Source organism: Pedobacter montanisoli (assembly GCF_022809115.1).
Taxonomy (GTDB): Bacteria; Bacteroidota; Bacteroidia; order Sphingobacteriales; family Sphingobacteriaceae; genus Pedobacter; species Pedobacter montanisoli.
Genome location: NZ_JALGBH010000001.1, coordinates 642,626 through 661,676, shown reverse-complemented (window position 1 = coordinate 661,676; position 19,051 = coordinate 642,626). Strand labels below are relative to the sequence as shown.

Sequence of the window (19,051 nt, the reverse complement as noted above, 5' to 3'; positions counted from 1 at the left end):
CCGTTTACTTGAAAAAACAAGAATAAACGTTACTTTTGTATAATATAGAAAAAAGAGGAAAATCAATGTCAGACGACAAAACAATAGTGTTATTAAAAGCAGCAAAAGAACTTAACATAGGAATTTCTACGGCCGTAGAGTTTCTGGGTAAGAAGGGCTTTGCTGTAGATAACAAGCCAAATACGAAACTTTCCAGCGAAATGTATAACGCCCTTTTACGAGAGTTTCAGGGTGACAAAATAGTTAAGGAAGAAGCAAATCAAATCGTTATTGGCAAAATCCGTCGTGACGAACCCGAAGCAATTGAGAAATCCGCGGAAGCCCCTAAGGCTAAACAGGATTATGAAAATGAAGGGGTATTGATTAAAAACCTACATCAATATACACCTCCTGTAGAAAAGGCTAAAGAAGAAAAACCTGCTGTTGAAACTAAGCAGGAATCAGAGCCTAAAGAATCTGAAAATGAAGAAAATTCTTTACCAGGAGTGAAAGTTGTAGGTAAAATAAATCTGAATGACCTAAATCCTAAGCCTAAAGCTAAAGAAGAGATCAAAGAACCAGCCCCTACACCAGTGCAGAAAAAAGAAGAGGTGGTAAATATCCCTCAGGAAAAACCTGTTGAGCCTAAAGCAGCAGAACAGCCAAAGGCAGAGATCAAAGCAGAGGTAAAGGAGAAGGTGGTAGAAGAGAAACCAAAACAACCTGAAGTAATAAAAGCCAAAGAAGAAGTGAAGACTCCTGTAAAAGAGGAGAAAGCAGAAGATGAAGTAATTAAGGCGAGATCTGTAAAATTATCAGGCCCTAACATCATCGGAAAAATAGAATTACCGACAGTACCAGAGCGTAGAAGTCAGCCTGTAGCTTCGTCTAGTGATAGTGAAGCGGCTAAACGCAAACGTAAACGCAAGAAAACCGGTCCGGGAGGCGTAAATACACCTGGCCAGCAGGGAGGAGCCCAAGGGCAACAACCTCAAGGAGCAGGTCAGCATGGTCAAAACAGACATGGAGGTCACGGTAATAACCGTCCTGATTTTAAAGGAAATCAGCATGGGGGCAATAGAAACTTTAAAGGTAAAGGTCATCAAGGGCATCAGAATGTTGCAAAAGAAGAACCTTCTGAAAAAGAAATACAAGATCAGATCAAGGCAACGCTTGCACGTTTAAGTGGGGCGGGTAAATCTGGTAAATTTGCTCAAAGAGCTAAGTTACGTCGTCAGAAACGTGATGATATAGCCTTGTCAGCAGAAGAAGCAGCATTAGAGGAAGAATTACAATCGAAAGTACTTAAGGTAACAGAGTTTGTTACAGCAAACGAGCTGGCCAATATGATGGATGTTCCTGTTACCAAAGTAATAGGTACATGTATGAGCTTAGGTATATTTGTTTCCATCAATCAGCGATTGGATGCAGAAACCCTAACCATTGTAGCTGATGAGTTTGGTTATGAAGTACAATTTGTAAAACCGGATGAAGAGGAAGATGTAAATCTTGAAGAAGAAGATTCAGAAGAAGATTTAAAACCTCGTGTACCAGTGGTAACCATCATGGGACACGTTGACCACGGTAAAACCTCATTATTAGATTATATTCGTAAGGCAAATGTGGTAGCAGGCGAGGCTGGAGGTATAACCCAGCACATCGGGGCATATAAAGTAACTACAAATGCAGGCAAAGAAATCACATTTTTAGATACTCCTGGTCACGAAGCGTTTACCGCAATGCGTGCACGTGGAGCTAAAGTTGCAGATATTGCAATTATTGTAATCGCGGCAGATGATGCTGTGATGCCTCAAACTAAGGAAGCAATTAACCACGCACAAGCTGCTGGTGTGCCTTTAGTTTTTGCCTTCACTAAGATTGATAAGCCGGGAGCTAATTCAGATAGAATCAGAGAGCAGTTATCGGTTATGAATATTCTGGTTGAAGACTGGGGAGGTAAATATCAATCGCAGGAAATATCTGGTAAGAGTGGTTTAAATGTAGATTTACTTTTAGATAAGGTATTACTTGAAGCAGAGTTATTAGAGCTTAAAGCTAATCCAGATAAACGTGCTGTAGGTACAGTTATAGAGGCTACTTTAGATAAAGGCCGTGGTATTGTAACTACTGTTCTGGTACAAGGAGGAACGCTAAGAGTTGGAGATCCGATACTTGCGGGTAGTTACAGCGGTAAGGTAAAAGCGTTGTTTAATGAGCGTGGAGCCAAAGTAAATGAAGCCGGACCATCAGTACCTGTACAGGTATTAGGTATGTCTGGAGCACCTACCGCGGGCGATAGATTTAATGCTTTAGGAAGCGAAACTGAAGCCAGAGATATTGCGAATAAACGTTTACAATTAATGCGTGAGCAAGGTTTACGTACGCAAAAACATATTACTCTTGCAGAGATTGGTCGTCGTTTGGCTATCGGTAATTTTAAAGAGTTGAATCTGATTATTAAAGGTGACGTGGATGGTTCTATCGAAGCATTGGCAGACTCTTTATTGAAATTATCTACTGAAGAGATTCAGATCAATGTAATCAGCAAAGGCGTAGGCCAGATTTCAGAATCTGACGTATTATTAGCCTCTGCATCTGATGCGATCATCGTTGGTTTCCAGGTCCGTCCATCAGCAGGTGCCCGTAAATTGGCAGAGCAAGAACAGATAGATATTCGTTTATACTCTATCATTTATGATGCAATCAATGAGATCAAAACTGCTATGGAAGGTATGTTGGCACCTGAATTTGAAGAGAAAATTGTGGCTAACGTTGAAATCAGAGAAACCTTCAAAATTTCTAAAGTTGGAACAATTGCGGGCTGTATGGTGCTGGATGGTAAGATTAGCAGAAACAGCAAAATCCGTATCATTAGAGATGGTGTAGTAATCTATACAGGAGAATTAGCCTCGTTAAAACGCTTTAAAGATGATGTGAAAGAGGTTTCTAAAGGTTACGAATGTGGTTTGAATATTCAGAACTTTAACAATATTGAAGTTGGCGATATCATTGAAGCTTACGAACAAGTTGAAGTTAAACGTAAATTGTAATATAAATTATACAGTTGAAAAGCGTTTTGGGATTATCCCAAAACGCTTTTTTGTTGATATTAGCAGGTGAATGCAAAACACTGAATTAGTACAGGAGAAAAAGAATTTTGATTTTGTAGATACAATCAGATGTATAGCCATGATAGGCATTGTTTTTGAACATTCTGTTTATAGTGGAACATACATCTACGATAGCTTTTCTTTAAAACATATTGTATACATAAGTTTAATTCAGTTATCTAAATTTGGTACCATTTCTTTTTTTGTATTAGCCGGGTTTCTTTTAGGAAGTAAATTTGTTTCTTACTCTTCCTGGCAATATTTTAAAAGGCGTCTCTCTACCGTATTTGTCCCTTGGCTGATATGGTCTAGTATTTTTATCACCGTTGTTTTAATTCAGCAATACATTGTACTGAAAGATAAATTTGATCTTGCGCAACTGCTTCCTGAAAAAATGAAGATGGCCTATTTATACACGAATTATTGGTTTATTATAAACTTTTTATTTTGTATAGGTTTATTGCTCATATTTAAGAAGTTTCTATATAAATGGTGGCTAGGGGCTGTATTTCTTCTTTTTTCGCTTACATACAGTGTAAATGTATATTTTGAGTGGTTTATCCCCTCACATACTACCGCTATTTTTGGTTTTGTATTTTATCTTTGGTTAGGAGCCATCCTCAATAAAAACTGGGTTTATATAGAACAGAAGATAAAACATGTTTCTTATCCTGTAATTATTATATTGTTTATTTTGTCTTTTGTGTGCTCTGTTTTGGATAGTATGAATCTTATTAATCATCAGAGTTCCGATCCCTACAATACGTTAAGAATTAGTAATATTCTCTATTCTTTAATTACGATTATTTTATTGCTTAAAATAAAGAATTTTGGCTTTATTAAGTATCTGAAGCCAAGAGAAACTACATTTGGCGTATATTTAATTCATTATATATTGATAACCAATCTTCTTCCCGAAATATTCAGGCCATTTAAACTGCCTTTAATACAAGATATGTCTTTGATAGGAATGCTTGCTTATGTTTGCTGTAGGTTTATTATCGTATATGGAACAACGTTATTGTTGATATGGGGTATTTCGAAAAGCAGAGTGAAGTGGATTATTGGTAGAACATAAAATTAAAGCTCATGCTACAGTATAATAAAGAAATACCGGTTCTTTTTTTGGTCTTTAACAGACCTGATACTACCGAAGTTGTTTTTGAAGAAATTAAAAAGGCACAGCCGAAGAAATTATACATTGCTGCTGATGGCCCTAGGAACGAGGCCGAAGCTGAGAAAGTGGCTTTAGTAAGAGCTATTGTGAATGGGATAGATTGGGATTGCGAAGTAAAAACACGATTTAATGAGCATAATTTAGGTTGTAGAGAAGCCGTAAGCAGTGCAATTTCATGGTTCTTTAAAAATGAAGAAAAAGGGATTGTATTAGAGGACGATTGCGTTCCTTCTCAAAGCTTTTTTGGATTTTGCAGTTCAATGCTTGAAAAATACAAAGATGATGACAGGATAGGCCATATTGGTGGGGCTAATTTTCAAGAGGGAAATACAATTGGAGCGGGATCCTATTACTACTCCAGATTAACACATGTTTGGGGATGGGCCGGATGGAGAAGAGTTTGGGAAACTTATGATGTGGATATGAGTAGTTTCGAACATTTTAATGTTACGGAACTGGAAAATCTGGCCAGTCATGCTCCTTACAGCCAAATCTGGTATAGAAACCTAGAAGCTACCTATAAAAAAGAAATTAATACCTGGGATTATCAATATGCTTACTGTAACCTGATTAATAACAGGCTTAGTATCATTCCTAATGTTAATCTCATTAAAAATATTGGATTTGGCCCGGATGCAACCCATACTTTTGGCTCACATCCTCACGCTAATTTACCTGTTTATGAACTGGAAGAAATTAAAGATCCAAGGTTTTTTATTCCAAATGCGCAGGCAGATCTTTTTACCCAAAACGTAGAACACCCTATAATTAAGGAAGTAAAAAAGGGATTGTTATCCAGAACCTGGAAGAAAATAAAAACTAAACTTAAGGGAGCGAAATAGCTATAAATTATGATACAGGTTTAGTGTTTTGTCAATGCAGGTTTGTATAGGATACTGGATCAGCTTTTCTTTTCCAAGCATCACTAAATTCTGAGCAAGATTTCTATCCTCAAGTATCTTCTCAAGGGAAAAGATTAAGGATTCTAAATTATTGTCTTCAAAATAGAGCGCTCCCTCTGCAGCTATTTCTTTGAAACATTCATTGTTATTCAATAGTACCGGACATTCATTATTAAAGGCTTCTAATATAGGAAAACCAAAACCTTCGTAACTGGAAGGGTAAACGAAGCATTGAGCCTTATTATAAAGTGTATTAAGTTGTTCATCGGATGGATTGATATGGATTACCCTATCAGAAAGATTCTTCCGGTACAGGTATTCAGAATCTCCGTAGGCTAAATTTCCGCCACCAGCTAATACCAAAAAAATGTCGGGATATTTTTTAGTAATTTGTTCAAAGGCATCTATGAAGAAGAAAAAGTTCTTATAAGACCACCTACCGCCAACGTATAGAATATAGTTTTTAGGCAGATTTTCCACATCAGCATATATGGGAGGTACTAAATCTATACCATGATAAATGACCTCTATTTTTTTTTCAGGAACTTTTGTGAATTTCAGTATATCTGCTTTTGTTTTTTCTGATATCGCAATCAGCTTTTCTGCTTTTTCTATTACCATACGCTTGTAATAAGGCGTAGGATCGTTTGCCGGAAACAGGTGAGGAAAAGCTTCATAAGTCATGTCATGAACAGTAACCACCGTTGGCTTTTTTATAAGAGGTAAATAATAAGGGTCAAAGTAAGTTGGGTGAAAAACATCAAAATTATTTTGCTTAATTACCTTTTTCGAATAAGATTTGTTTCGCTTTAAGATCTTTTTTTGCGAGTTGAATAAAAATTTAAATTTTCCAATTACAGAGGGTAAGTCATGCTTTTCCAAGTACATATTTTCACTGTAAAGCGCAGATAAAATATAATTATCTTCAGCAGTATCTCGAATGCCGTCTATGAGATATTTAAAATAGCGAGAAATCCCTCCGGCTTTTTGCGTAGTAAAAATCTGATGGTCATAGCATATTTTCATAATTCTTATCGTAGAAGCTTTATTAATCCCTTAACCAAGGTCCATTTAAACTTATGATTGCTTTTTAAATATAGCAGTTGTTTAAGATATTTATCGTTATATGCGTTGAGGAGCTGGTAATCATTTTTAAAATTACTGAAGAACTTCTCTATGGTTTGATCTCTTTCTTTATGCATGGCAGGATGATTTTCTGTGTTCGAAGAAATTCCTGCTCCATCGTAGTCTGAAATGATTAGATTTAAGTGCTGATAAGTAGCATCGTATCTGAAAATAGCTACAATAAAAAACTCCCAGTCTGAAACAATTTTATAGGCCTCATTATACAATCCTATTTTATCAAATAGAGATTTTCTGATAAAACTGGCCTGATGAGATAAGTTGAACCTGTAGAAATAACTAAAATCTAATTGCTGCGGAAAATCCACTTTTTTATTTGTTCCATCAGTTTCTTCGTAAATAATATCACCGTAATAAATATCAACAGGCTTATTCATTAACTTAGAAGCTTCACTTAAAGTTGTCGAATGGTGTAACCGGTCTCCAGCATTTAAGAAAAGAAGATATTCGCCTTCGGCTCTTTGGATGCCTTTGTTCATTGCATGGTAAATACCATTATCGGGCTCACTTACCCAAAAATCAATTTTATCGTTGTATTCTTCTAAAAGGTCTTTACTCCCGTCAGCGCTTCCTCCATCTATTACCAAAAACTCAAATTTGGTAAAGCTTTGCTCAATTACACTTAGAATAGTTTTTTTTAAACCTTCTCTGTCATTAAAATTTACGGTAATGATGGAAATCTTTTTCATAAAGATGAATGCTAAAATAAAATATCTTTAAGCTGGTTAGTTACAGATTCAGGTGAATATTTAGCAATGGCATTTAATGAGTTTTCATGGATTTTCTGCCATAATACGCCATTATCATATAAGCGAATAATTTTTGCCGCAAATGCAACGGTATCATTGGCTACCATACAATTCTCTTCATCATTTAAATACATACCCTCTACTCCAATTTCTGTTGATACAACAGGAAGGCCAAACTCCAAACTCTGTCCAATTTTTCCCTTCATTCCGGCTCCAAAGCGTAAGGGAGCAACAAATATGCGAGAATTTAGAAAATAAGGAGCTACATCTTCTATATAACCGGGTACCATAACCCTATCTGAGGCTAAACTCATAATATTCTCAGTTGGGTTACTGCCTAACAGAAATACGTTTATGTGTGGGTGTGTTTGCCAAACAAGGGGCATAATTTCTGTAACTAGCCAAAAAGCAGCATCAATATTAGGTTGATGAAGGTAACTGCCGATGAATAGTAACCCTTCCCGCTCGTTAAATGGAAGATTTTTATCAGCTATGTTTTGTAGGGGATGTATATTGGGGATTGTATACACATTCGCGATGTTATACTGGTTCAAAATATCTTTTTCAACATCGGTTACCGTAATGGTATAATCAGCAAGGCTTGCCAGTTTAAGTTCTTTTTCCCTGAGCTGGTCTATATTGTAATCAATTACCAAAGAAACACTACTGCTAACTTGTTTAGCTCGTTGTTCCCTTATAAAATGTAAATCTACAGTATCGTATATCCACTTCATATGTGGATTGGTCTGTTTAATACGCTCACCATAAATTTCATTCATATCAGGCCGCGAAATCCATGCAAAATCAATCTCAGGCAGATATGAGTTTAATTTAGAAAACTGTTTCTCTCTGTGGTAATTTCCCCTAAATACTCTCACACCCAGATTTACCAGGTCATTATAGTATTTTTCTGTTGTTATTGCCTCGTGAGCTAAAAAATAAACCGTAAGATTTAGCGATTCGAAAATTTTAATCAGTTCAAAAAGCCTTCTTGAGCCGGAATCTTTATCTGGGGTTGGATATACGGCATCAACAACCAAAATTGCCTGATTTTTAAGCCCATTCTGCTGAGTAAGATATACAGGACTTTGGTCTAAAGTTGCCTCAAATACTTCATCGCTGTATGTTTCAAAAGCTAACAAGGGATAATAGTAAACGGGTCTATTTAAATTAGTGCATAGATTTGAGCTTAGTTTGGCTAAGCTTTCTACCCAGTTATCTGTCTCTAAAACAAAATTTTCTAATTCGAGTAAATCAGATGTTTTAACAAATAAGGTTTCGGTAGCTAACTCTACTGGCGTAATATAATTAAACCCGAAATCGTTAGGATTAGAATAAAGTCCTTGCAGGATTACTTTTTGGTTTTCATACCTTGCTCCGGCACACTTTAGCAAGCCATTACTTGCAAAAATTATCTTAGAAGTTAATGCACTAAAATCACCCGTAAATTGTATACAGTTGACAAGAACATCATTAAGTAATTGATGATAGGCACGTATTAAAAAAGTATATTTCGCATTTATATTTTTTGCTAAGATGTCTTTATCAAGACTTGTCGATACCTGTTTAATGTTGTCAGGTAATTGATATCGCTCATTTGTAATCACAACAAGCTCATAACGTATCGATTTTACTTTGTTATCAATACTTGCTAAACAATTGTGTAAATATTTTTCGGGACAATTTACCGCATTAATAATGATGCAAACAATAGGAGCATCAAAAACAACTGGTTTATAAGTGGCATTGAAAAAATTTTCGGTTGGCTTGATATCGTTTAGAAAAAATGAGAGACTTGTTTTTCTGCTTTTTGCTATACCTAAAGCCAAAATATTATAAGCGAGTAGATAAGCCCATTTTTTTAAAATAATGATGATTAATTTAAGAGAAATAGTTTTTTGATTCCCGAAATAGACCGTTGCGGCCGCATAGCTTAAGTTAATCGCTTTTGTTTTAAGCTTAAGCCTTATTCTGTCTATTTTCATTTCTTTTTCTTTTTAAAAAATCTCTGATCAGCAAAAATAATTCCCGTCCGTAGTAAAAAGCTAAAACATCAAATGGAAATATCCGATGTATGATTTTTTTCTTATCTCTTATAAAATCCTGGTCATCATTATTTCCCGAAGAACCTCTGTCGTTAAACTTTGCTACGATGATATCAAAATAGCGGAACTTATAGGTTGTTTTAAAGAACAGTTGGATGTTGAGGTTGTAATCTGCCCAAAGCTTGTATTTTGTATCATAGCTAAAGTGCTTAAAAATTTCTCTGGGATAGAAAACCGTTTGATGGTTAAAGTTATGTTTTGCAAGCTTATACCTATTCATCTTCTTAAAACGAATGGTTTTGCGATGAATATAAAAGGCATTTCCATAAATAATGTCATTATGCTTTACATCATTCATTTTTGAAAAAATGCTGGTCAGAACATTGTTGTCATAAAAAACGTCATCAGACCCTAAAAAATACACCCAATCGCCAGAGCAATATTTTAAGGCCTTATTCATGGCATCATATATGCCTTCGTCTTTTTCAGAAATGAGAACATCTATTTTATCCCCAAAACCTTCAAGTATTTCCGTAGTTCCGTCTGTAGAAAGGTTATTTATGATGATCAGCTCCTTATGGCCATAGGTTTGATCCAATACACTTTTTATAACATTTTCAATGGTGGCAATTGCATTGAAAACCGGAATTACAACACTAATCTTAGGGGAATTACCTGTCATTATTTCTTTAAAAACTTTTTTAAAAAGGATTTTTTCTTGGTGTAGGCCCATTTAAACAGCTCAAATTTTTCAACTCCGGCTTCGATCATTTCCTTTTGATAGATGTCGTAAACAGGTTTAACATCAGGATTACTTGCAAATGTATATCTGTAATGCCTTGAAATCTCATGCTGCTTATAGTTGTAAGAGCTGAAATGGTAAAATACAAGATTGCTTTCACCATTCACCATAAAAGAAGAATCGTTTTTACTGTTTAGGCTTCGTTCATGTAAATTCCATGGTCCCATATTGTAACCTTTGTCTAATATAATAAACGTTTCTTTGGGATGAAACAGGGGGATATAGTTCATCCAGAGCTGGTCTACAAAAAAACCATATTTTGGATTGTTAAATCCCATTTTCAAGCAACGATCTTCCCACCAGTCAAGAGTGGCAGCAGCGGCCTCCGATTTTTTTAACCCTAAATAACCTAAATTATATAGGCCATGGCGCAGGAAAAGATTTTCATTGGGAGAACCATCCTGCCACTTAATAGGATTAAAAATATGAGGTGTAAGCAATATGGATGCCTGATCAAAATATGCATCAAGATGATTTAAAGATGAGAATAATCTGATATCAGGATCAAAGTAATGAACAATTTCTGCTTCGTATTTTGAAAACAGATATTTAAAGCAACTGGCTTTAATTCCGGTACTCAGCTCAACCACGTCAAATTTCTTTTTAAGATCTTCACAATCTATAGGAAGATCTTGCCAATTAATGAAATTGATGTTTTCAAGCTTGCTATATTCTATTTCAGGACTAAATTCATCGGCCAGGAACAGATAAAATGTGTAATCTGGGGCTAGTTTTTTAACAGATTTAGCTAAAACATTTGCTTGTGCAAGATAGTTATTGGTGCAAACTGTAAATATAATTTTTAACGGGTTCATATAATTATTCATTAAAAGCCTGCATTTCTATCAAGCGATTGTATAAGCCTTTTTGTGCGATCAATTCAGCATGAGAACCCTGCTCTACAATTTTACCTTTATCTAAAACCACGATTTTATCAGCATGCTGTATAGTACTTAACCTGTGAGCAATTACTACAGAAGTTCGATTTTGCATTAAATTATTCAAAGCATTCTGAACCAGTTTTTCAGATTCAGTGTCTAAAGCAGAGGTCGCCTCATCCAGTAACATAATAGGAGGATTTGCCAATACAGCTCTGGCAATGCATATTCTTTGTTTTTGGCCGCCAGATAATTTATTACCTCTGTCTCCTACATTGGTTTGATAACCAGCCTCGGTTTCCATAATAAACCCATGAGCATTAGCTACTTTTGCAGCGGCAATTACTTCCTCTTCTGTAGCATTAGGGTTAGCAAAGGCAATGTTGTTGAAAATAGAATCGTTGAATAAAAAAGAATCCTGATTAACTAAGCCCATTTGAGACCGAATACTCTCAACAGTAAGGTCTGTATAATTCTTGTCGTCTATTTTAATCGTTCCACTCTTAGGATCATGAAATCGGGGAATTAAATCAAGTAAAGTGCTTTTACCGCCACCAGAAGGGCCTACCAAAGCTATCGTCTTTCCTTTTTCAATAGTTAAGTTAATCTGTTTTAAGATTTCTATTTCCCCGTAATTAAAGCTCACATTTTCTAGCGTAATCTTTTCGTTAAAAGAATTCAGAGGTTTTGCCTCAGATTGATCCGTAAATGCAGGTTTTGTATCTATAAGGTCTAAAACTCTTTCGCCGGCAGCAATTCCAGAGTGTATGCCGCTAAACGAATCGGTAAGTGCTTTAGCCGGGCGCATAACCTGTGAGAATATGGCAATATAAGCAATGAACTGGCTGGTAGATAGAGCTCCCGGATCTCCGCTAATGATCAGATTTCCTCCATACCAAACAATTACAGATACCATTAATACGCCTAAAAACTCAGAAACAGGAGAACCTAATTGTTGTCTGCGTACCATTTTGCGGTTAATGTTTGAATAAAAAACATTTTCCTCATGAAACTTTTCCTTAATCCGCTGTGTGCCATTAAAGGCCTTAATAATTTTTATGCCGCCCAAAGCTTCGTCTAAGAAGCCAATCATTTTTGCAAAAGATTCATGAGCTTCCTTAGCCTGCTGTTTTAAGCGCTTAACAATTTTGCTGATGATAAAAGCTGAAACAGGGATGACCAATAAAGAGAACAAGGTTAACTTTACAGAGATGGAAAGCAATACTAAAATGTAAAATATAAGTGTAAGAGGCTCTTTAAAGACAACCTGCAGGGTATTGGTAACAGTATATTGCACTACTTGTACATCTGAGGCAACCTTTGAGATAATATCACCCTTTTTTTCATTGCTAAAGTATCCCACATGCAGATTCATTACATTATTAAATACAGTTTTACGTAGATTTAATAATGTATGTACTCTTAAATCTTCCATGTACCGTTGAGAAAAATACCTGAATAAATTAGATAGCAATACTGATGCGACAATAACCATACAAACATAACTTAATGTGGTTGATTGCCCGTTGGTGATTATGGACTGATTTACAAAATCTTTAAACTGTGATGTAATATCAAAAGAAGAGGTTGCTTTGTTGGCAACCGAGGTAATAGATGAAGCGCCTTTTGATATTAAAGTTTCAAATAAAGGAACAAGTAGGGTAAGATTTAATGTGCCAAAAATGATGGATAGCAGTGTTGCAATAACATAAGGAATTGCAAATTTCTCTATGGGTTTTGCAAATGATAATAGTCTAAAATATGTTTTCATTCAAAATACTGAAAGTTAGCAAAGGTACGGTTTTTAATAAAATCTTTATTGTGACCAAAATTTAAAGATAGGCCAACAATTTAAAATTATTATGTTTGTTTAATTATGCTTGCAATTAAATTACAAGAATTCATACATAATATTTCAATTGGCGATTTTAAGACCATAGCAAGGGCGCTTACTTTCGTTGAAAATAATATTCAGCCTTCAGAAGAGCTCTTAAAGTCTTTAAATTATCATAGTTCAACATCTGTTGTAGGTATAACCGGGCCTCCTGGAGCTGGGAAAAGTACTTTGGTAAACGCTATCGTCTCTTCTTTAACTTCTGGTGGGAGAAAGGTGGCGGTTTTGGCCGTTGATCCGACTTCTCCATTTAATTTAGGCTCTTTGTTAGGCGACCGGATAAGAATGGTTAAGAACTTTAACAACCCCAACTTATTTATCAGATCTTTGGCAACAAGAGGATCATTGGGGGGTGTTTCTGAAAAAACTCTGGAAATGATCGATGTTCTGAGGGCTGCCAACTTTGATTTAATCATTGTTGAAACAGTTGGAGTAGGACAATCTGAAATAGAAATTGCAGGGTTGGCAGATAAAACTATACTGGTTTTAGTACCCGAAGCAGGAGATGAGATACAGCATATTAAATCGGGCTTAATGGAAATCGCTAATGCGTTTGTGGTCAATAAAGCAGACAGAGAAGGTGCTGATCATTTTGCTAATAGCTTAACAAAAATGGTTAGAGAACAGCATCACAAGATACCTGTGTTTAAAACAGTAGCAGAAAAGAACGAAGGTATAAATGATCTTATAAAGTGGATAGAGAAACCTTTTGAGCAGAACTCAGACAGAAAAAATATATTAATTACACAAAAAGCGCTCAAAATTATTCAGCAGCAAAAAATGGCACATATCAAAACAGATATTTTATATAATGCTATTGTTAATGCGGCAAAAGAACCACATTTTAATGTTTACAGATTTGTTGAAGAATGGTTGAAGGTACATAATTAATAAAGCAACTGTCTAAAAAGCAGGTCGATCAAAATGAATTTGTTTGGCAAATAAAACGTATTTGTTGTTAATTTTAATCACAATAAAGAATTAAATAAAAGCAGATAAATTAAAAAATGATAAAAAACAATACATTTTTTAAATAGAACTGATTTTGGAACGGTGTTTGTGTTTCATTTTGAGAATTTGAAAAATTGTTTAATTTTGTAGAGCAAAAAATTATACAATAGAAATATTTTGTTTAACCTTAAAAAAGAAAATTATGAATTATTCTACTTTAAAAAAGGGTGTTGCAGCTTCTTTAGTAGCATTACTAGGGGTTACTTCCTTAGCGAATGCACAAGATGCTCCAGCGACCTCGTCTTCTGCTAAGGTATTTGGTGGAAGAGCACAGTACAGAACGTGGTCTTTAGGTATTAACGGAGGTGTTTTAACACCTGTAGTTTTAACCGGAGGTTCTGATGACTTTTCAAACTGGGAAGCTAACTTAGGTTATGGTCTTTCATTACGTAAGCAATTAGCACACTCATTTGGATTAGAAGGTAATATTTTCCGTGGTAAAGTATCTGGAACAAATAAAGATAATCCTTCTATGACTCCAAAAGGATTTCAAACAGATATTCAGTATGCATTAGATTTAAGAGGTGTAGTTAATGTTGCTACTATCGATTTTATCCGTCGTGAGAATTCTGTTAATTTCTTTGTAACAGCTGGTTACGGTGTTGTTGCTTTCAATCCAATCGTAGATGGTAAAGACAACAAAGGTACATTCGGTAAAGACGGAGATAAAGACTTCATTAAACAAGCTTACATCCCTGTAGGTGCTGGTATCAAATTTAAAGTATCTGACCGTGTTTCTTTCAACTTAGCTTATACAATGAACTATGTTGACGGAGATAATTTTGATGGAACTTATGCAAAAAGTCCTTCAAAAGATAAATTCTCTTACGGATCAGCTGGTTTAGAATTCTCTTTAGGTTCAAAAGCTAAACCTAACTTGGATTGGGTAAACCCAGTAGCTATGATGTATGATGAGTTAAAAGATCCTTCATTACGTCAAGAAGTTGAAGCATTGAAAAACCGTGTTGCTAACGTAGAAAAATCTGTTGAAGATTTGAAAAAAGATAGCGATGGTGATGGTGTTGCTGATATGTTTGATAAAGAGCCAAATTCAGCTCCAGGTGCTGTAGTTGATGGTTCTGGTCGTACTATCAAATTCCCAGAAGCTAAAACAACTGTAGTTGAAGCCAACAACAACAACGCAGTTACTGGTTTTGAGAACATTCAATTTGATTTCAACAGTTCAGTTTTAAAAACAGAATCTTATCCAACTTTAGATAAATTATCTTCAATCTTGCGTGAAAACGGTAGTAAAGTAACTGTAAACGGTTACGCTTCTAGCGAAGGTACTGCTGCATACAACTTGAAATTATCTAAAGACAGAGCTAACTCAGTAAAAACTTACTTAGTAAACTCTGGTGTTAAAGGTAGCCAAGTTGCTACTAAAGGTTACGGAGAAGCTAATCCAATTGCTTCAAACGATACTGAAGAAGGTCGTATCCAAAACCGTCGTGTACAAACTGTAAGAAACTAATTATAGTATAACACCTATTAAAAAGAGCTTCAAATTTTGAAGCTCTTTTTTGTTTAACAAGAATATCTATGCTTCAATCAGCAGTACCCATATTGGCTTCGTTAAATACTAACGAAACAATTGCTTTTTATACAGAAAAACTGGAATTTACCTTTCATTCAAATTGGGAGGGTTATCTGATCTTCAGTAAAGATAATGTGCAAATACATTTATGGCCTACCGATGATTCTGCCATCCCTAAAAATACAGGGTGTTATGTTAATGTTACTGAAGTAGATGAACTTTATGAAAAATACAATGCTTTAAATATAATACATCCAAATGGGCATTTAAAGGATATGGAATGGGGCATGCGCCAGTTCTCTATATTAGATAATAATGGTAATATTATTCATTTTGGGCAAGACATACCTGATTAATGGATAACGTAAAGCCTAAGTGTAATCAAAACACTACTTTAAAATTACGATACAAATCTTATATTTGCGCTTGATAATATTTCAAAATAAAATGAGAGAAATTCAATTTAGAGAAGCACTACGCGAAGCAATGAGCGAAGAAATGCGTAAAAACGAGAACATTTTCTTAATGGGCGAAGAAGTTGCGCAGTATAATGGTGCTTATAAAGTTAGTCAGGGTATGTTAGATGAGTTTGGTGAAAAACGGATTATAGATACCCCTATTGCCGAGCTTGGTTTTGCCGGTATTGGTGTTGGTGCGTCTATGAACGGATTGTTGCCAATTGTTGAATTCATGACCTTTAACTTCTCATTGGTTGCTATTGACCAAGTAATCAATAGCGCTGCTAAAATGTTATCAATGAGTGGAGGCCAGTTTTCTTGTCCTATCGTGTTTCGTGGCCCAACCGGAAATGCAGGACAATTAGCAGCCCAACACTCACAAAATTTCGAGAACTGGTATGCAAACTGTCCGGGTTTGAAAGTGGTAGTGCCTGCTACTCCATATGATGCAAAAGGTTTATTAAAATCAGCAATATTAGATCCAGATCCTGTAATTTTCATGGAGTCTGAGGTTATGTACGGAGATAAAGGAGATGTTCCTGCAGAAGAGTACTACTTAGAGTTAGGAAAAGCAAATGTTGTTAAAGAAGGAACAGATGTTACTATTGTAACTTTTGGTAAGATGTTAACCCGTGTTGTTAATCCTGCGGTTGAAGAATTGGCAAAAGATGGTATCAATGCAGAAGTAATAGACCTACGTACAGTTAGGCCAATAGATTATGCTGCTATTATCAATTCGGTTAAGAAAACAAACCGCTTAGTAGTGGTTGAAGAGGCATGGCCTTTAGCTTCTATTTCATCTGAAATTGCATTTAATGTTCAGAAAAATGCATTTGACTATTTAGATGCTCCTGTAACTCGTATTACATGTGCAGATGTGCCACTTCCATATGCACCTACTTTAATTGCCGCAAGCTTACCAAATGCAGAGCGTGTAGTTAAAGCCGTTAAAGAAGTAATGTACGTAAATAAATAATATTAGATTATTTTTTCCATAATTTAAGTCCTCAAGTTTTGAATTTGAGGACTTTTTAATTTTCTACACTTAGAATAATGAATGCCAATTATCCATACATCGCAACCAGATTAGCTTTAAAAGATAAGCAGGTTAAGGCAACTTTAGACCTCCTTGAAGAAGGGGCAACTATTCCTTTTATATCAAGATACAGGAAAGAAATTACCGGAAGCCTTGATGAAGTACAAATTGCTCAGATCAGAGATTTGGCTCAGCAACTCCGGGAGCTTGAAAAAAGGAGAGAAGCTATCTTAAAGTCGCTGACAGAACTTGATAAGCTCAATCCTGAACTGGAGAAAAAGATAAGAGAGGCAGAAACATTAAGCCTTCTAGAGGATATCTACCTTCCTTTTAAACCAAAAAGAAAAACCAGGGCAAGTGTAGCAAAAGAAAAAGGGTTAGAGCCTTTAGCGTTAAAGATTTTTGCTCAGCATAAAATGGATTTAGAAAGCGAAGCAGAGACCTTCGTTAATGAAGAGAAAGGTGTTCTTCATATGGAAGATGCGATTGTGGGTGCAAGAGATATTATTGCAGAACTGATTAGTGAACATAGCGATTCTAGGGAAAGGATGAGGTCGTATTTTGAAAAGAAGGCGACTTATAAAAGTACTGTAGTTAAAAATAAAGAAGCAGAAGCAATCAAGTACAAGGATTATTTTGATTGGGAAGAAACGGCGAAAACTGCGCCATCGCATAGAGTTTTGGCAATGAGAAGGGGTGAAGAAGAAGGTTATCTAAAATTGGATGTGCTACCTGAAGATGAGGGCGCAATTACAATTTTGCAGCAGCTGTTCATTAAAGGAAACAACAGTGCTAGCCAGCAGGTTGATCTGGCTTTGCAAGACGGATATAAGCGCTTGCTAAAACCTTCGATGGAAACCGAGCTAAGAGCCTTAACTAAGCAAAAGGCAGATGAGGAAGCAATAAGGGTATTTGCAGAGAATGCGAGACAATTGTTAATGGCCGCTCCTTTGGGTCAGAAAAATGTGATGGCAATAGATCCTGGATTTAGAACGGGCTGTAAAGTGGTATGTTTAGACAGACAGGGTACTCTATTAGAAAATACAACCATTTACCCTCATACCGGACAAGGAAATGTTAAAGATGCAGGATGGAAAATAAACCAGCTTTGCGATAAACATGAGATTGAAGCCATCGCAATAGGGAATGGAACAGCAGGTCGCGAGACGGAAACTTTTATAAGAAATTTGAAGTTGGCAAATATTACCATCGTTATGGTAAATGAAAGTGGTGCATCTATCTATTCTGCATCACCATTGGCCAGAGAAGAATTTCCTGATCATGATGTAACTGTACGGGGGGCTGTATCTATAGGCAGAAGATTAATGGATCCTTTGGCCGAATTGGTTAAGATAGACCCTAAGTCTATAGGCGTAGGCCAATACCAGCATGATGTAGATCAGAGCAAATTACAACAGAGTTTGGATGATACGGTGATGAGTTGTGTAAATGCTGTTGGGGTTGAGCTCAATACAGCTTCTAAGCAAATCCTTGCCTATGTATCTGGATTGGGAGAGAGCCTGGCTCAGAATATCATTACTTACAGAACCAAAAACGGGCCGTTTAAAAATCGTGAAAGCCTTAAGAAGGTACCAAGATTAGGAGATAAAGCTTTTGAACAAGCTGCGGGATTTTTGCGTATCAGAAATGCTGAAAATGCTTTAGATAGCAGCGGAGTACACCCTGAGCGTTATAATTTAGTTAAAGAAATGGCGGCAGATTTGGGGGTAGACGTAAAGCAATTGATGCACGATAAAACATTACACCAGAAAATCCATTTGAATAAATACGTAAGTGCAGAAGTGGGCTTACCTACGCTGCAAGATATTATGAAAGAGCTGGCAAAACCTGGTCGTGATCCACGTGAACAATTTGAGGCATTTAGCTTTGCGGATGGTATAAATAGCATTGAAGATTTAAAAACTGGAATGAAGCTGCAAGGGATTGTTACTAATATTACCAATTTTGGTGCTTTTGTGGATATTGGCGTACATCAGGATGGTTTAGTCCATACCAGCCAGATGGCAAATAGATTTGTTGCTAATCCTAATGAGATCGTTAAAGTTAGTCAGGTTGTAAGTGTAACAGTAACCGATGTTGATATTGCCCGTAAACGAATTTCTTTGTCGATGAAAGAAGAGGTAAAAGAGCAAGGGACAAAAAGTAGAGAAAAGCAGTTTCAGAAAAAAGAACAGAAACCTAAGCATTTTCAACAACAACCGAAAACAAAGAAAGAGGCCGATGGAGATTTACAAACTAAATTAGCCAAACTCAAAGATATGTTTAAATAAAAGAGCGCAAATGCCATTTTCGGGGCAGGCTTTCTTGAA

At 35.9% G+C, this 19,051-nt stretch carries 14 protein-coding genes; 8 read left to right on the top strand and 6 right to left on the bottom strand.

Translation table 11 applies throughout. The features are described 5' to 3' along the window. The first annotated feature begins 65 nt into the window (after positions 1-65). From infB to MMF97_RS02855, 3 genes are all read left to right on the top strand, one after another. Positions 66-3,029, top strand: coding sequence for a translation initiation factor IF-2 (gene infB, locus MMF97_RS02865; protein WP_243358977.1), 2,964 nt, complete (start codon positions 66-68; stop codon positions 3,027-3,029). Positions 3,030-3,099: 70 nt separating this feature from the next. Next, positions 3,100-4,167: an acyltransferase family protein gene (locus MMF97_RS02860; protein ID WP_243358974.1), complete on the top strand. Its 1,068-nt coding sequence runs from the start codon at positions 3,100-3,102 to the stop codon at positions 4,165-4,167. Positions 4,168-4,178: 11 nt separating this feature from the next. After that, positions 4,179-5,108 (top strand): nucleotide-diphospho-sugar transferase, encoded by a 930-nt coding sequence (locus MMF97_RS02855; protein WP_243358973.1) that lies wholly within the window; start codon positions 4,179-4,181, stop codon positions 5,106-5,108. Here the strand turns inward: MMF97_RS02855 and MMF97_RS02850 are convergent, their stop codons facing one another. From MMF97_RS02850 to MMF97_RS02825, 6 genes are read right to left on the bottom strand one after another with little or no spacing between them, the layout of a single operon-like run. Then, positions 5,109-6,194 (bottom strand): glycosyltransferase family 4 protein, encoded by a 1,086-nt coding sequence (locus tag MMF97_RS02850; RefSeq protein ID WP_243358972.1) that lies wholly within the window; start codon positions 6,192-6,194, stop codon positions 5,109-5,111. It lies immediately after the preceding gene. Between the two features lie 5 nt (positions 6,195-6,199). Further along, positions 6,200-7,000, bottom strand: a complete 801-nt coding sequence (locus MMF97_RS02845) for a glycosyltransferase family 2 protein (protein WP_243358971.1) — start codon at positions 6,998-7,000, stop codon at positions 6,200-6,202. An 11-nt stretch (positions 7,001-7,011) separates the two neighbouring features. Next, positions 7,012-9,045 carry a glycosyltransferase gene (locus MMF97_RS02840; protein ID WP_243358968.1) on the bottom strand — a complete coding sequence of 678 codons (2,034 nt, stop codon included), beginning with the start codon at positions 9,043-9,045 and terminating at the stop codon, positions 7,012-7,014. Beyond that, positions 9,020-9,787, bottom strand: a complete 768-nt coding sequence (locus tag MMF97_RS02835) for a glycosyltransferase family 2 protein (RefSeq protein WP_243358966.1) — start codon at positions 9,785-9,787, stop codon at positions 9,020-9,022. Before MMF97_RS02835 ends, MMF97_RS02840 begins: the two co-directional genes overlap by 26 nt. Continuing rightward, positions 9,787-10,722, bottom strand: coding sequence for a hypothetical protein (locus MMF97_RS02830; RefSeq protein WP_243358965.1), 936 nt, complete (start codon positions 10,720-10,722; stop codon positions 9,787-9,789). The genes MMF97_RS02835 and MMF97_RS02830 overlap by 1 nt, the downstream gene beginning before the upstream one ends. A 4-nt stretch (positions 10,723-10,726) precedes the next feature. Next, on the bottom strand, positions 10,727-12,556 hold the full coding sequence (locus MMF97_RS02825; protein ID WP_243358963.1) for an ABC transporter ATP-binding protein: 1,830 nt from the start codon (positions 12,554-12,556) through the stop codon (positions 10,727-10,729). Between the two features lie 105 nt (positions 12,557-12,661). Between MMF97_RS02825 and meaB the strand changes: the two genes are divergently transcribed. The 5 genes from meaB to MMF97_RS02800 all read left to right on the top strand — a co-directional run bounded on the left by meaB (position 12,662) and on the right by MMF97_RS02800 (position 19,012). Then, a complete protein-coding gene (gene meaB / locus MMF97_RS02820) occupies positions 12,662-13,570 on the top strand; it encodes a methylmalonyl Co-A mutase-associated GTPase MeaB (RefSeq protein ID WP_243358959.1) in 909 nt (302 codons plus the stop codon). A 262-nt stretch (positions 13,571-13,832) separates the two neighbouring features. Next, positions 13,833-15,164 (top strand): OmpA family protein, encoded by a 1,332-nt coding sequence (locus MMF97_RS02815; RefSeq protein WP_243358957.1) that lies wholly within the window; start codon positions 13,833-13,835, stop codon positions 15,162-15,164. Positions 15,165-15,232: 68 nt separating this feature from the next. Beyond that, positions 15,233-15,583, top strand: a complete 351-nt coding sequence (locus MMF97_RS02810) for a bleomycin resistance protein (protein WP_243358955.1) — start codon at positions 15,233-15,235, stop codon at positions 15,581-15,583. A 91-nt stretch (positions 15,584-15,674) separates the two neighbouring features. After that, the gene (locus MMF97_RS02805) at positions 15,675-16,661 is read left to right on the top strand and encodes a pyruvate dehydrogenase complex E1 component subunit beta (protein ID WP_243358954.1); all 987 of its coding nucleotides are present in this window, start codon (positions 15,675-15,677) and stop codon (positions 16,659-16,661) included. Between the two features lie 77 nt (positions 16,662-16,738). Next, positions 16,739-19,012, top strand: coding sequence for a Tex family protein (locus MMF97_RS02800; RefSeq protein WP_243358953.1), 2,274 nt, complete (start codon positions 16,739-16,741; stop codon positions 19,010-19,012). Positions 19,013-19,051 lie beyond the last annotated feature (39 nt).

Excerpts from the sequence above, each read along its gene's own strand:
- MMF97_RS02845 (WP_243358971.1), bottom strand. The coding sequence starts at position 7,000 with ATGAAAAAGATTTCCATCATTACCGTAAATTTTAATGACAGAGAAGGT.
- MMF97_RS02815 (WP_243358957.1), top strand. The coding sequence starts at position 13,833 with ATGAATTATTCTACTTTAAAAAAGGGTGTTGCAGCTTCTTTAGTAGCA.
- MMF97_RS02805 (WP_243358954.1), top strand. The coding sequence starts at position 15,675 with ATGAGAGAAATTCAATTTAGAGAAGCACTACGCGAAGCAATGAGCGAA.
- MMF97_RS02800 (WP_243358953.1), top strand. The coding sequence starts at position 16,739 with ATGAATGCCAATTATCCATACATCGCAACCAGATTAGCTTTAAAAGAT.
- MMF97_RS02850 (WP_243358972.1), bottom strand. The coding sequence starts at position 6,194 with ATGAAAATATGCTATGACCATCAGATTTTTACTACGCAAAAAGCCGGA.
- MMF97_RS02810 (WP_243358955.1), top strand. The coding sequence starts at position 15,233 with ATGCTTCAATCAGCAGTACCCATATTGGCTTCGTTAAATACTAACGAA.
- MMF97_RS02830 (WP_243358965.1), bottom strand. The coding sequence starts at position 10,722 with ATGAACCCGTTAAAAATTATATTTACAGTTTGCACCAATAACTATCTT.
- MMF97_RS02860 (WP_243358974.1), top strand. The coding sequence starts at position 3,100 with ATGCAAAACACTGAATTAGTACAGGAGAAAAAGAATTTTGATTTTGTA.
- MMF97_RS02835 (WP_243358966.1), bottom strand. The coding sequence starts at position 9,787 with ATGACAGGTAATTCCCCTAAGATTAGTGTTGTAATTCCGGTTTTCAAT.
- MMF97_RS02825 (WP_243358963.1), bottom strand. The coding sequence starts at position 12,556 with ATGAAAACATATTTTAGACTATTATCATTTGCAAAACCCATAGAGAAA.
- infB (WP_243358977.1), top strand. The coding sequence starts at position 66 with ATGTCAGACGACAAAACAATAGTGTTATTAAAAGCAGCAAAAGAACTT.
- meaB (WP_243358959.1), top strand. The coding sequence starts at position 12,662 with ATGCTTGCAATTAAATTACAAGAATTCATACATAATATTTCAATTGGC.
- MMF97_RS02855 (WP_243358973.1), top strand. The coding sequence starts at position 4,179 with ATGCTACAGTATAATAAAGAAATACCGGTTCTTTTTTTGGTCTTTAAC.
- MMF97_RS02840 (WP_243358968.1), bottom strand. The coding sequence starts at position 9,045 with ATGAAAATAGACAGAATAAGGCTTAAGCTTAAAACAAAAGCGATTAAC.